This is a genomic window from Arthrobacter sp. 01N444 (genome assembly GCF_056399305.1).
Map to the genome: position 1 here is coordinate 347099 of NZ_JBFTRB010000001.1, position 13027 is coordinate 360125.

At 64.2% G+C, this 13027-nt stretch carries 16 protein-coding genes and 1 pseudogene; 7 read left to right on the top strand and 10 right to left on the bottom strand.

The features are described 5' to 3' along the window. Positions 1-7: 7 nt before the first annotated feature. Both AC1DKN_RS01620 and AC1DKN_RS01625 read right to left on the bottom strand, forming a co-directional pair. Positions 8-310, bottom strand: coding sequence for an urease subunit gamma (locus tag AC1DKN_RS01620; protein WP_476870293.1), 303 nt, complete (start codon positions 308-310; stop codon positions 8-10). 129 nt (positions 311-439) lie between these two features. Continuing rightward, positions 440-760, bottom strand: a complete 321-nt coding sequence (locus AC1DKN_RS01625; protein WP_230010922.1) for a DUF6221 family protein — start codon at positions 758-760, stop codon at positions 440-442. 97 nt (positions 761-857) lie between these two features. On the opposite strand from AC1DKN_RS01625, the gene AC1DKN_RS01630 reads away from it, so the two are divergent. Continuing rightward, positions 858-1193, top strand: coding sequence for a hypothetical protein (locus AC1DKN_RS01630; RefSeq protein WP_230012656.1), 336 nt, complete (start codon positions 858-860; stop codon positions 1191-1193). 303 nt (positions 1194-1496) lie between these two features. On the opposite strand, the gene AC1DKN_RS01635 is transcribed toward AC1DKN_RS01630, so the two are convergent. Together AC1DKN_RS01635 and AC1DKN_RS01640 are read right to left on the bottom strand one after the other, a co-directional pair. Continuing rightward, positions 1497-2090 (bottom strand): GNAT family N-acetyltransferase, encoded by a 594-nt coding sequence (locus tag AC1DKN_RS01635; protein ID WP_476870345.1) that lies wholly within the window; start codon positions 2088-2090, stop codon positions 1497-1499. A gap of 93 nt (positions 2091-2183) precedes the next feature. Then, positions 2184-2831 (bottom strand): annotated as a pseudogene (locus AC1DKN_RS01640) (4a-hydroxytetrahydrobiopterin dehydratase); the annotation flags it as partial. Between the two features lie 1120 nt (positions 2832-3951). Between AC1DKN_RS01640 and AC1DKN_RS01645 the strand changes: the two are divergent. Further along, on the top strand, positions 3952-4515 hold the full coding sequence (locus AC1DKN_RS01645) for a dihydrofolate reductase family protein (RefSeq protein ID WP_476870294.1): 564 nt from the start codon (positions 3952-3954) through the stop codon (positions 4513-4515). A 142-nt stretch (positions 4516-4657) separates the two neighbouring features. On the opposite strand, the gene AC1DKN_RS01650 is transcribed toward AC1DKN_RS01645, so the two are convergent. Both AC1DKN_RS01650 and AC1DKN_RS01655 read right to left on the bottom strand, forming a co-directional pair. Next, positions 4658-5209: a GNAT family N-acetyltransferase gene (locus AC1DKN_RS01650; protein WP_476870295.1), complete on the bottom strand. Its 552-nt coding sequence runs from the start codon at positions 5207-5209 to the stop codon at positions 4658-4660. Positions 5210-5228: 19 nt separating this feature from the next. Beyond that, complete coding sequence (locus tag AC1DKN_RS01655; RefSeq protein ID WP_476870296.1) at positions 5229-5525, bottom strand: PLD nuclease N-terminal domain-containing protein; 297 nt, start codon at positions 5523-5525, stop codon at positions 5229-5231. Between the two features lie 797 nt (positions 5526-6322). Here AC1DKN_RS01655 and AC1DKN_RS01660 point away from each other — a divergent pair. Further along, positions 6323-6724 (top strand): hypothetical protein, encoded by a 402-nt coding sequence (locus AC1DKN_RS01660; protein WP_476870297.1) that lies wholly within the window; start codon positions 6323-6325, stop codon positions 6722-6724. A gap of 76 nt (positions 6725-6800) precedes the next feature. Here the strand turns inward: AC1DKN_RS01660 and AC1DKN_RS01665 are convergent, their stop codons facing one another. Continuing rightward, a complete protein-coding gene (locus AC1DKN_RS01665; RefSeq protein WP_476870298.1) occupies positions 6801-7556 on the bottom strand; it encodes a LysR family substrate-binding domain-containing protein in 756 nt (251 codons plus the stop codon). Between the two features lie 133 nt (positions 7557-7689). Between AC1DKN_RS01665 and AC1DKN_RS01670 the strand changes: the two genes are divergently transcribed. Together AC1DKN_RS01670 and AC1DKN_RS01675 are read left to right on the top strand one after the other, a co-directional pair. Beyond that, complete coding sequence (locus AC1DKN_RS01670; protein WP_476870299.1) at positions 7690-8094, top strand: DUF5997 family protein; 405 nt, start codon at positions 7690-7692, stop codon at positions 8092-8094. Between the two features lie 141 nt (positions 8095-8235). Continuing rightward, a complete protein-coding gene (locus AC1DKN_RS01675; protein WP_230008239.1) occupies positions 8236-8844 on the top strand; it encodes an NADPH-dependent FMN reductase in 609 nt (202 codons plus the stop codon). A 28-nt stretch (positions 8845-8872) separates the two neighbouring features. Here AC1DKN_RS01675 and AC1DKN_RS01680 read toward each other — a convergent pair whose 3' ends face one another. Further along, positions 8873-9250 carry a VOC family protein gene (locus AC1DKN_RS01680; protein ID WP_223914848.1) on the bottom strand — a complete coding sequence of 126 codons (378 nt, stop codon included), beginning with the start codon at positions 9248-9250 and terminating at the stop codon, positions 8873-8875. A 196-nt stretch (positions 9251-9446) separates the two neighbouring features. On the opposite strand from AC1DKN_RS01680, the gene AC1DKN_RS01685 reads away from it, so the two are divergent. Then, complete coding sequence (locus AC1DKN_RS01685) at positions 9447-10079, top strand: hypothetical protein (protein WP_230008241.1); 633 nt, start codon at positions 9447-9449, stop codon at positions 10077-10079. Between the two features lie 53 nt (positions 10080-10132). Further along, positions 10133-10771: an NADPH-dependent F420 reductase gene (locus AC1DKN_RS01690; RefSeq protein ID WP_230008242.1), complete on the top strand. Its 639-nt coding sequence runs from the start codon at positions 10133-10135 to the stop codon at positions 10769-10771. A gap of 98 nt (positions 10772-10869) precedes the next feature. Here the strand turns inward: AC1DKN_RS01690 and AC1DKN_RS01695 are convergent, their stop codons facing one another. Together AC1DKN_RS01695 and AC1DKN_RS01700 are read right to left on the bottom strand one after the other, a co-directional pair. Next, a complete protein-coding gene (locus tag AC1DKN_RS01695; RefSeq protein ID WP_230008243.1) occupies positions 10870-11352 on the bottom strand; it encodes a pyridoxamine 5'-phosphate oxidase family protein in 483 nt (160 codons plus the stop codon). A gap of 128 nt (positions 11353-11480) precedes the next feature. Continuing rightward, positions 11481-13013, bottom strand: coding sequence for an APC family permease (locus AC1DKN_RS01700; protein ID WP_476850727.1), 1533 nt, complete (start codon positions 13011-13013; stop codon positions 11481-11483). Positions 13014-13027: the final 14 nt, after the last annotated feature.

A 13027-nucleotide genomic window follows, 5' to 3' on the forward strand; every position in this document is an offset into this window, starting at 1 on the left:
GAAGCTCCTAACGGATCGGGTCGTGAACGGTGACGAGCTTGGTGCCGTCCGGGAAGGTTGCTTCGATCTGGACGTCGTGGATCATTTCCGGCACGCCCTCCATCACGTCGTCGCGGCCAAGGATGGTGGTTCCGGAGCTCATGAGCTCCGGAACGGTCCGGCCGTCCCGGGCGCCCTCGATCAGTTCGTAGCTGATCACCGCGACGGCCTCGGGGAAGTTCAGCTTCAGTCCGCGCGCCTGGCGGCGGCGGGCGAGATCCGCCGCGACCACGATCATGAGCTTTTCCTGCTCACGGGGCAAGAGGTGCATGACGGTATCCCTTCAAGAACCAGCCGACTGGCGGACCGCAGAAGCCGCGGTGTGACCAGAGTAGGCCGCGGAGATTTCCTGCAGGTTTCCGGGACCCGTCATCATCTCAGGAGCTAACCGCTGACGGCCCTATCCGGTGATCCGCCAGTGCGCCTGGAATTCGGGGTGGTCCGCATACGGCAGCGCCAGGGTGTGCAGGGAGAGCGTGGTCCATTCGATGACGTCCGGCACCCATCCGGCCTCGGCGGGTTCCTGGCTGACCAACATGGCCAGCACGGACTGGCGTGCGGATTCAATGATGCCGATGAGCTGGCGCTTGGCCTCGCACTCACGGAGCAGGCGGCGTTCATACCACTCGCCGGAGACGGCAAGCGTGGGGTCGCCGAGCAGCTTTAGGGCGACGGCTTCGTCTTCTCTAATGCGCGCGGTCAGGAACTCGACGATGTCCACTCACCGAGCCTATGCGCGCCGGTGCCCACACGGCTACGGCCTGGCGTTTGCCCTTTTTCCTCAGGCCGGCACAAGCCGCGCTTGTTAGGGTGGGTGGATGAAACGACGTCTCGCCGCCCTTGCCGCTGCCGCCTTCTTGATCGGACTTACCGGCTGTGGGCAAGTGCAGGACGCTACCGAAAAGGCCGTCAACGACGGGGCGTCACGGGCTGCGACGGCGGCCGGCAATGAAGTGAAGAAGCAGGCCTGCGCCATCGTGAAGAACGGCCTGGTCAGCGCCAAGGACAAGGAACTGCTGGGCGGTCTTGTCACCAGCGCGGAAGCCGCGGGTGCACCCGCTGAGATCACCACCCCGCTGCGCCAGATCGCCGACTCCGGCGACCAGGTTCCGGCCGAATCCGTCAAGGCCCTTCAGGACGCCTGCGCCAAGTAACCCACGTCATGCGCGGCATGGGTTTCGAGGCACCGGGGTTATGAGGCAGGCCGCCCGCAAGGGGACCGTCAGCGGTCGGTGTCGGAATCGGTCCGGTTTGTTGGCCAACGCTAGTCGTGGATTGGCTTGCGGCCAATATCCGCACGGTTCGGGGCGTCTCGGGTTCGTTCAGGAGAGTCCCGGCGACGACCCTGTTTTCGAACACTCTGAGTGTCGGCGATGTTGCGGGATCTCAAGGGCGGCGATCGAGAGGGCGGCGAGCCGAACCTGACGCCGTCGTGACCAGCCCGTGCGAACCCAGCGTCAGCCGCCGGCCGGCGGGACCGTCTTGCGCATCACGGTCTTGCTCTTGCCGATGTGACGCTCGAACGTGAATCCAGCCTTCTCGAACATGGCCCTCGTACCGTTGTGGAGGAATGAGGACGACGTCCTCTTGCCCGGGGCGAGCTCGTTGGGGAACGAGACCACCTCGCCCCCGCCGGCCTGCGCGATCAGCTCGAGCGCGCCATCCAGCGCCTCCCGTGCCACTCCCGAACGTCGGTGGTCGCGGTCGACGAAGAAGCATGTGATGCGCCACGGTGCCGGCTCGGTCTCGCCCGCGTCGTACTCCTTGCGGTGATAGATGCGCGGCAGCTCGACCGGACTGCCGTACTCGCACCACGCGATCGCGTCGTCGCCGTCGAAGACGAGCGCGGCGTGCGCGACGCCCTCCGCCACGAGCCTCTGCTTGAACGTCGGCCCGTCGTACTCGCTCTTGACGGTGCGCTCCGTGTCGTCGTGGAAATACGAGCAGTAGCACCCACCCCAGACCCCGTTGTGCTTCTGCGCGAGCGCCAGCCACGCCGGGAAGGTCTCGGCCGTGAGCGGCTTGATCACGTGCGAAGTCGTCACGCCCACCTCAGGGGTTGTCTCGGGAACGAGTTGAAGAGAGTCAGGAGGTAGCTCTCGTCGCGGGGACTCAGCGACGCATAGGACTCCTGTGTTGCCGTCCTGGTCGGCGATCACGGTGAGCGACGGCGCGCCGGTGTCATCGACGACAGTCCCGCCCGCGGAGACGGCAGCGGCGATTCGTTGCTCGGCCACTTCGGGCGCCACATAGATCTCGACGTGGAACCGCTGACTCGGGGTCTCACCGGCGTCCCCAAACCACAGGTTCGGTACACGCCCTGTGGCGTCCCGGATCTCGTCGCTGGGCGACCCGTGACCCTGGGCCTCGGCGTTCCCGGTCAACAGGGCGGCCCACACTGGGGCGATGGTCGCGGAGTGGGCCGTATCGAGACCGAGCTCGATGACGCTGACCGAGGCCGGGTCGGCGTCGACCTCGTGGTCGGCGGCGATCTCGGAGATCCGTCGCGCGAGGTCGACGTCCTGCTGGGTTACCCATTCGACGACGTGCTCGGTGCCCTCGTCGTCGCGGTAGATGGCGTCGGCGCTGACCATCTTGAGGTCGACGTACCCATTGCCGATCGACACGCTCGGGTGGTGTCCGAGCGCATCGCCCGCCTCGCCTACCGCGGTAACGAACCGTGCACCGGTGCCGAAGTCGTCGACCAGGTAGCGGGCATGGAGTCCCTGGGCCAACTTGCGCCAGTCGGTCAGCCTGGCCTCGGCGATCTCCTCGCCGTTCAGCATGTCCATGTTCGGGACCTCATCTGTGATTCAGTCTCAGCGCTGGAGCTCGTCATTTGTAAGTGCCTCCCGCCCCTTTGCCAACAGTTAAGCCGATACCAAGGGCATCTTCAAGGGAAGTCTGCGCCTGCTGCCCAAGCAAGGGCGTCTCCACGAGCGCGGATACTGGGCAACCGCCCGTAAGCCGGTCCCTCACCGGCCGCTTTCCTAATATTTCCACTACGGTGGCAGGATGATCGCTGACTTCATGAGAGACGATGCTCGGTCACTGCCTGCGCATCCGGCCCCAGCTGAAGTGACTGCTCTGCGGGTGTGGCACTGCAAATACAAGTCCCTGGCGGGCCTATCGGAATTCGTCAATCTGAAGACCCTTATCATTGCAACATATCCGGATATGGGCCTGGCGTCCTTGGGAGGTCTGGGCCGGCTCGATTATCTAAGCATCATGCACTTGCCTAACGTGTCGGACCTCGGCCCGCTCAGTCAACTGCCACGTCTAAGAACGATCAGACTCAGCACACTGCCTAGTTGGGACGCATCTGGGAAGAAAACAATCGTTCAATCGCTGGCCCCGCTAACGGAGTTACCGGTTCTGGCGCACATTGAGCTCTTCGGGGTGCTCCCCGAAGACGGCACACTCAACGTCTTGGAGAACTGTCCGTCTCTGGAAACAGTCCGCGTGAGCAAGTACAGGAAACCTGAGACCGAACGCTTCTACCAAGTCACGGAACTTCCCAATTCATTCGCGCCCTCACCAGACATACCTGGCTGGTCCTGATACGCAGATATTTGACCGCATAGGACGGCGATCAGGATTCGTGCGCCATATACAGACGTGAGAATGGGCTACCCCGGCTTTCGTTAGCTCTTACCTGAAGCGCCCGATGACTGGAGGTGTCCAGTGAAGAATCGTTGACCGGGACACGTCAAGACCGGTTTCGACGCTCCGCAACGTGTCCGTAAGCCGACCCCTCATCGGGCAGCTCAGTTGAAACGTGGACCGAAGGCTATGGCATCCAGACCATGGGCGGTTACGGTGGCTCCAAGAGGGACAGGATGCTGCCGATCATATGCGGGACGACAGAGTTCAATGATGCCCTCGACCACGACAAGACGGAAGGCTGGCGCCGTGCGGAAACTGATCTACGGCATGAATCTGACCCTGGACGGCTACATCGCCGCGGCCGGCGACGACATCGGCTGGAGCGCGCCGAGCGACGAACTGTTCCAGTGGTGGCTCGACCAGGAGCGGGCTAGCAGCCTGTCACTGTACGGCCGCAAGCTCTGGGAGACCATGAGCTCCTACTGGCCGAGCGGCGACCAGCAGCCCAACGCCACCCCGGCGGAGATCGAGTTCGCGCGGAACTGGCGGGACACGCCGAAGGTGGTGTTCTCCTCGACGATCGACAACGTCGACTGGAACACCCGACTGATCACCGGCGACGCGATCGCCGAGATCACCCGGCTTAAGGCCGGCGACGGCGGCCCGATGAGCGTCGGCGGCGCAACGCTCGCCGGGGCGGCCATGCGGGCCGGGCTGATCGACGAATACGCGCTGGTCACCCATCCGGTCGTGGTGGGCGGCGGCACTCCGTTCTTCACCTCGCTCGACAGCTGGGTGAGCCTGAATCTGGTGGAGACGCGGACGTTTCCCGGCGGCGTGGTCCTGACCAGGTACGAGACGAGGCGCTGAGCGCTATTCCTCCGCGCGGTCGGGGAAGCACTTCACCACCCGCGGCCCACGTCGACGGGCAGCAGATAGTCCGGAATGTGCCTGCGCACCGCCCCGGCGAAAGCTCCGGCTGAGCAGAATACAAACACCAGGCGAGATGTCTTTAAGGTCGCGTTGTCGCATAGAGCAGCATGTCGCGCCGGGTGTTACCAATCTCCTGGTGGCTGCGGAGCAGGCCCTCCCGCTGGAAACCAGACGCCTCGGCAACGCGACTTGAGTTGCTGTTCCACGTCTCGATGTACAGCTCGATCCGGTGCAGAGTGGGGATGGTCCAAGCGAACGCGGTCAGTGCCTTTAACGCGCTGGTGGCGATCCCGCGACCCCGGTGCGCGGGGGCAACCGAGTAGCCGACCGTTGCGCGGCCGGCCGACATGTTCTGAAGCCACAGTCCGATCGCACCGACGGCGTTGTCGGACTCGGCATCGGCGATGGCGAAGGACAGCCCTTTTCCTTCGGCGAACCGGCCGCGCTGCCGGTAGATCCACTCCAGAGCCTGCTGTGCCGTGGGGAGTGCGGGAAGGCTGCCAATGAGAGGGATGTAAGGATCGTCTCCCAACTCGGTGGCGAGATGTACGTCGTCGTCGGTGAACTCGCGCAAAACGACTGAACCGTAGGTCGGTGGTGTGGTCGGCCAGGACGGTAAGTGCTCAGTCATGCGTCGATTATCGTCGTGATCATAGTCCCGGGCTGCTCAGATTCACCCGATCATGCCGCTTTCTCGCGTGATCGCGGAGACGAAAACTGGATGTTTCTCTGCGCCCAACCAAAAACCACAGAACCGAGCCAAGTAGCGGTACTGCAAGAACGATGAGGGCCCAAACGACAGTACCGCCAGTGGTGTGAGTCCTATTGCGCGCAATGCTCACGAGCGCTGCAATGAACAAGATTGCGTTCAGGGTCAGCGGGAATCCCATGATGCCCCATGACGGCACCAGTGGATTTACTTCCGATGTAGAAAGCGCCAATATCATTTTTCCCCAAGGTAGTGCGGCTACTGATGCTCAACCATATCGCCAGCTCTTGGCACTATCTGGGAATACCAACAGCGCAACAGCCACGGCGCCGCGGCAGCCTTAGCCCCTCGCCAACGTTTTGTAGGGGGTCTCCTCAAGTGATTGGAAGCGTCTCATTAGCCGGTCCTCACCGGCCAGCTCGCCACTGACATGATTTCCTTCGAGTGTGAATCGCAGCGATAAGTTGCGGCATTTTCGCAGCGCTAAATACAAAATCGTTGCGAAGGGAACGTCCGATGCTCCGTCGGCAGTTTCCGAGAAGACCCTGAACATGTCTGTATCCAGGACGAGGAAGCCCGTTCCGATGGTTTACCAGCCGTATACGAATGCTGTCGAGTACAAGACCTTTATTCCGGACAACAGGGTCACTCTGGACGTCGCCGGGGCGATCAGCTGCGGCGTAGTAGGCCAGGATGGCTGGAGCTTTGGCGGCGACAACAGGAGCTACCGGGCGCCGTCAACAGCAGCGACCGCCGGAGCGGTTCCTATGCTCAGGTCAAGTTCAAGCACAACGTTGGAAACCCTTACTGCCGGATCGGGTCCATCCAGTACAACGTAATGAACCGGATCTACCGCTCGGGTCTCATTGAAATGGTTGGCTGGCGGTTCCAGGCTCCCGCGCACGAAGCGTATGCTCGTTTCAACACGACAGGATCTGACACTTGGAAGACAATGATTCAGCGTCCCAACGGCGGGTTCTCTTGCCAGTCCGAGCCGGCCTGCGCCACTGACAACATCAACGTCTCTATGGCTGGATGAGAAGCCTCATCAAGATTCACGAGCTGAAGGTTTATGCAGCCTTCCTCGGCGCATCACTGGTTCTGTGCTCGGTGTATCTCTTCGTCATTCTGGCCAAGCCGGTAGAGCCCGGAAGTATCTTGCCGTCCTACGTGATTGCGCTGGCCGCGGCACTGGCGATGACCCAGATTCTGTGGGCCCCGACATATTCTCTACTAAAACGTTCCGAAACTCCGAAAATATTGATTCCGGCGGTCCTCACGGCAGCAACCGTGACTGTCGCCCTGATCTTCGGTGTTCTTGAACTGGCGCTCCTTCATTCGGCAGCAGTTGCCATTCTCGTGGGAATCAATTTGAGTTCTGTTGCCCTTTTTGGAGGATGTATTTTGATGGTGATAGAAACGAACCTGTCCGCATGAGCGGGCCAATCTGACGGCCTATCTTCGCCGTTCCCGCAACGGCAGAACGCCGCCAGGAGCGTCCAACTCCACAGGCCTAGCGTTTCCCCTTTTTCCGGGATCCCTTGCCGCGGCCCTTGTCCGGGTTGGGCGCGTAACGCTGCGCCACCTTGGGCTTCTTGGCGGCTCCGGTGCCGCGCCGGTCCGGCTTGGGCTCGCGTTTGGGTTTCTCCTGCTGCGCCGAGGGCTGGCGCGAGCTCGCCGCGGTGCGGCCGCGGACAATACCGATGAATTCCTCGATGACCTCGTCCGTGGCGTCGCTCGGCCAGGCCAGGGCAATCTCCGTGCCGGGCGCGCCCGTGAGCTTCCGCGCCACGGTGTCCTTGACGTTGAAGTGCCGGGCCACGGACATCGGCAGGATCACCAGCCCGGCACCGGAGGCCACCACCTGCAGGGCCATCGCGGGTCCGCCGAGGTCCTGCACATCGAGAAACGTCTCGGCAGACAGGTCCGCCAGGTCCACTTCTTCAAACAAGGAGACCTCGTGCCCCTTCGGTGCCACCACCACCGGCTGCTCCTCGTAGAGCGGGATCACGCTGAGGCCCTCGCGTTCCACCGGGAGCCGGACGAAACTCAGGTCCGCGGTACCGTCGCGGATCACGGACAGCTGCGCGCCGTCGTCGGACATAAAGGAGTGCAGCGGAACATCGGGCATCCGTTCCTCCCAGCGGCGGATCCATTTGCCCGGTGTCACACCGGCCACGTACGCGAAGCGCAGCTCCCGCCCGACTGCGACGGCTGGGACGACGGCGGTTTCGTCGGGGGTCTGGGATGGTTCTTCTGCTGCGGACACATGTTCACAGTACCGCCCGGGGTGGCGCGGGGGTCCGCCTCGATGGCGGCACCGTGCTGATCCCGCGCTGGTTTGGTACTGGGTTGGTGCTGGGTTGGTGCCCTGCGGGCGTGCCGCCGGATACCCTTGGACTATGACCTCTGCAAACTCCCAGTCCATGAAACCGGCCACCGTTGCCAAGAAGCTTGGCATCTACCTGCCGGCGACACCCCAGGAGTTCCAGGATTCAACCATCACCCGCGCTGATTTTGCCGATCTCCAGGCCAACCCGCCGGAGTGGCTCGCGGAACTCCGCCGCAACGGCCCGCACCCGCGCCCCGTGGTCGCGCAGAAGCTCAACGTCTCCATCGCCGGCCTGGCCCGCGGTGGTGTTGAGGAAGCGCTGACGACGGCGGAAATCACCGCACTGCTTCAGGCTCCCCCGGCCTGGCTGGTGGCCGAGCGCGCCACCCACGCCGCCGTCCGCGTCGAGGCCCAGCGGGTCAAGGACGAGGCCGCCAAGAAGGACGCCAAGAAAGCCCGCGCCAAGGCCGAATAGCGGCACGCGCTTTCTCCCGGCCCCTCTTTTCAACCCGCGGACGCAGGACTACGCTCGCGGAATGGGTCGGGGCCGCCGGTCCGATCCCCTCCGCATCCCAATTCACCTGCCTCCGGCGGCGTATCGGGAAGGAACAAGGCCATGGGCTTCAAGATCGGATATTTTGTCGGGAGCCTCTCGAGCAATTCCATCAACCGCACTTTGTCCAGGGCGCTGATTCGGCTTGCACCTGCGGAATTGGAGTTCACGGAGATCCCCATCAGGGATTTGCCGTTGTACAGCCCGGATTTTGATGCCGCTTTCCCACCTGTTGGGCAGGCCCTCAAAGATGCCATCTCGGCTTCCGACGGCATCCTGTTCGTCTCGCCCGAATACAACCGGTCCATCCCCGGAGCGCTCAAAAACGCCATCGACTGGGGATCCCGGCCCTGGGGCACGAACTCCTTCGCCCGCAAGCCCACCGGGATCATCGGCGCCTCCCCCGGCGGCATTGGGACGGCCGTGATGCAGTCCTCGTTCCGCAGTGTGCTGAGCTTCCTCGACGCGCCGCAGCTGAATGCGCCGGAGGCCTACATCCGCTTCGTCCCGGAGGCCTACGGCGAGGACGGCGAGGTCAAGGACGAGGCTACGGCCGGGTTGCTGCGCCACTATATGGAGGAGTATGCCTCCTTCGTGGCGCGGGTCCTGGCCGCCAATGCACCGGGCCATATCGGCGACGAGCACCCGGACAAGGACAAGACGAGCCGTTAGGCAGAGTCAGGGCGCGGTTCTCCGGCATCTAGTCCTGGTGCAGCTGCACGAAGTTCCCGCAGCCGTCATCCAACACCACACTGGTCCCGCCGGGCCCCTCGGACGGTTCCCCCTGGAACATCACGCCCTTGGCCGCCAGCCGGTCGTATTCGGCGCGCACGTCCGGCACGCCAAAGACGATCGCGGGAATCCCGGCGTCGTGCAGACCGTTCATGTAGGCCGCGCCGATCGGGTTGTCACTGGGTTCCAGCAGCAGTCCGGCGCCTCCGGCACCATCCGGATCCTTGATGATGAAGAGGTTGTGCTCCGGCATGGCCATCAGCGTTTCGAAGCCCAGCGTGCCGGTGTAGAACTCATGGGCCGAGGCTGGATCCTTGACGTGGATACTGCACATTTTCAGTCGCATGGCCCCTAGGCTACGCCGGGAGGCTCGGCGTAGGAACCGCGACGCGGCCTCCGCACCGGCCCTGGCGCCTGGGTTTGCGTCCGCGCTGGCGCCGGGCATTGCCCCGGCCCGGCAGGCATTGACGGCCCCGCCGCCAGGGATTCCAATGGAACTAGCGGAACAGCGCCCGCCCGGGACCGTTCCGGGGAGGTGTGCAATGACGCTTTCACTATCCGGCGCCCTCGCGGCCTGGCAGTTCCTGGCCCTCGCCATTCTGGTTGCCGGGGCAGCGTTCGCCTCGGTCTATTTCGCCCGCAAGCACCTGGCGGCCGACGACGGGCCTTCCGAAGGCGCGGACGGCGCGTTTTGGGACGCATTCGCCGGACTCGCCGTCATTGTGCCCGCCATCGTCCTGGCCTCTTCCACATGGCCCTGGGCCGGCCTGGCGCTCGGGATGCTGGCCGCGGGGGCTGCCCTGGCGGCCGTCGCTGCGGCACCCCGGCTGCTCCGCCGGCAGGAAGCCCGCCGGGCCAGCCGGGAAACCCGGCTCTTGAACGAGGCGGCCGCCGCACGGCACCGGAGCGCCCTCGCCCGGTGGCAGCGGTACGAACTGGATCCGGGGTTCTCGATTGACTATCCCGCGATGAGCGATACCCGGCAACCGGAAACCGCGGCACTGATCCGGGCGATCAAGGCCGCCGAGGGCCTCGGCGGCCGTACGGACCGCGCCTGCACCGATGCCGCCTACGCCCCGGCCGTGGAACGGCTGGAACATGCCCTCGCTGCCGCCGAACGCGCGGCCGGCGTCAGCGCCGCCGGGCCGCCTGGCCCGGACCACGCGCACGGCTGATTCCCCGGAATTGCCGATCCGGCAGTTCGCGGCCACCTTGGAAAGGTTCCATCATGACTGACATCACGATCATCGGCAGCGGCAATATGGCACGGGCGATCGGAACCCGGGCTGTCGCCGCCGGGCGCTCCGTCCAGATCCTGGACCGGACGCCGGAGAATGCCGCCAAGCTCGCTGCTGAACTTGGCGGCACCACCAGCTCCGGCGGCCTGAGCGAGGTTCCCGAGGGAGACATCGTCGTCCTCGCGCTGTACTTCGGCCCGGCCAGGGAAGTTGCCACGCATTTCGGCGACACGCTCAGCGGCAAGACGGTGGTGGACATCAGCAATCCGATTGACACCGAAACCTTCGACTCGCTGGTGGTCGCCCCGGGGACGTCGGCGGCGGAGGAAATCGCCGGACTGCTCCCGGGCGCACGGGTGGTGAAAGCCTTCAACACCACCTTTGCCGGCCCGCTCGGGTCCGGGGCAGCCGGCGGCCAGCCGATGGATGTCTTCATCGCCTCGGACTCCGAAGAGGCCCGCAACGAGGTTGCGGTCTTCGCCGAAGCCGCCGGGCTGCGTCCGCTCCAGGTGGGCGGACTGCGTCACGCCCGAGAACTCGAGGGCTTCATGCTGCTGGTCATGGCGCTGCAGGCCAACCCCGCGTATCCAACCTTCAACTGGGGCACCGGCCTGAAAATCACCGACTAGGAGCAGTCCGGTCCCGATCGGCCGTCATCGGCCCAGAGCGGTGATATCGAGCGGCAATATCCACCGGTGAGACCGGGCGGTGGCCCGGGTTCGGCGCGCTACAGCTCGACCGTTCCGCTGTTGCCCACGCTCATCCGACTGTTGGTCACCTTGGACTTGATCCACTGCAGCACGGTGGCCGCCGTGCCGCCCGGGCTGGTCCAGTACTCGGCGGAGTCCGAGTCGACGTGGAGCAGGACCACCTCAGGGGTGTCCGGCCCGTCCGGGAACCAGGCCTCCACCACCTGATTCCACATGTCGTGGATCAGTTGCCGGTCAGTGACCACTTCAGCGGTCCCGGCCACCGAAACCCACTCGGTGCGCTTGCCGAAGGAGACGTTCACCGCCGGGTTGGCGCGGATGTGGGCCACCTGAGAGGTGGTCGCCGACGTGAAAAACCACATGTCGCCGTCGTCCTTGACCTCCTGGACGGCCAGCGGCCGGCTGACGAGCGCGCCTGCTTCGTTGATGGTGGTGAACATTCCGATGTGCGAATCGTTGATGATGTCCGTGACCTTGCTGATGCTTTCGGCATCCGACATGCTCTCACCTCGTTCTGGTTCCAACGGAGGAAGGTTCCCCTCCGGACAGCCTATTGGTAAGTGTGCTTACTTTCCAATGGCTGCCGGCCGGAGACCTTCCCGGGACCTTCCCTGAACCGGCAGTGGACTCAGTGCCCGCGGGTCAGGACCTGGCCCCTGAAGAACTCGGGGCGGAGCTTGGCCATGACCAGCATGAGCACCACGCCCAGCAGGAGGACGCCCATGCCCAGGATGAAGACCAGCCCCACACCGCCGATCGACGACCCTGATCCGTACGCGGGATCCATGGAGTCGTAGGCGGTCTTGACGAACATGACCAGCAGGATGACGCCGCCCAGGAGTGGCGCGAGGAACTTGAAGAAGAAGGCCCTCGCTCCGCTGAACGCCTCGGCGCGGAAGAACCAGACACAGGCCAACGCGGTGATGCCGTAGTAGAAGCAGATCATCATGCCCAGGGCCGTGATGGTGTCCCACAGTGCGTTTTCCGACGTGGTCCGGGTGATGACATAGAACGCCGCGGCCGCGATGGCAGAGGCGATCGTGGCATAACTCGGCGACTTGTATGTGGGGCTGATCCTGCCGAACTTCTGCGGCAGCGCCCGGTAATGGCCCATGGACAGCAGGGTGCGCGCCGGCGAGACAAATGTGGACTGCAGAGACGCGGCGGAGCTGCTCAGGATAGCCAGGGACATCAGGATGGCGAACGGGCCCATTACCGGTCCCGCCAGAACGGCGAAGATGCTGCCCTGGTTCTCCGGGTTGCCGGTGCCCAGCCCCGTGTCGCCGACGCCGGCGTAGCTCAGCGTGGCCAGGGCAACCGTCATGTAGATGATCACGATGACCAGCACGGTGATCGTGGCGGCACGTCCCGGCGTTTTCTCCGGGTTCTTGGTCTCCTCGTTCATGGTCAGCGTGACGTCCCAGCCCCAGTAGATGAAGATGGACAGCGAAACGCCGGCGGCGAAGGCGGAGAAGGATCCCACGGCGAACGGGTTAAACCAGTCCGGGGAGATGGCCGTGGCGTCAAAGGCGGTTCCGTTGGCGACGTGGCTGAACGCTGAGATCGAGAACCAGGCGAGGACCAGCAACTGAAATCCCACGAGAACGTACTGGACGGTCTTGGTGGTTTCCATGCCGCGGTAGGAGATCCAGCACGCGAGGGCGATAAACACCAGTGTGGTCGCGATATTCAGCGGCAGGTTGGTGGTGAGGTCGGCGAGTTCGGGATTGCCGAAGATCTGCGCCAGCATGAGGTAGAAGAAGTCCACCGCTACGGCGGCCAGGTTCGAGAGCACGATGATGGTGGCGGCGATGAGTCCCCAGCCGCCCATCCAGCCAATCCAGGGGCCGAACGCCCGCGACGCCCAGGTGAAGGAGGTCCCGGCGTCGGGCATGGCGTTGTTCAGCTCCCGGTAGCCGAAGGCCACCAGCAGCATGGGGATAAAGCCCACCAGGAAGATCGCCGGCAGTTGCACGCCGACCTCGGCCACGGTGGGACCCAGGGCGGCCGTAAGGGTGTATGCCGGGGCGATACAGGAAATGCCGATGACGACGGCGCCAATGAGCCCCACCGATCCGGCTTTCAGGCCCTTCTCACTGAGTCCGTGCTGCTGTTCGGTGTGCTGTCCTGTCTGCTGTCCTGTCTGCGACGGCTTGGACATCGCATGGTCTGCGC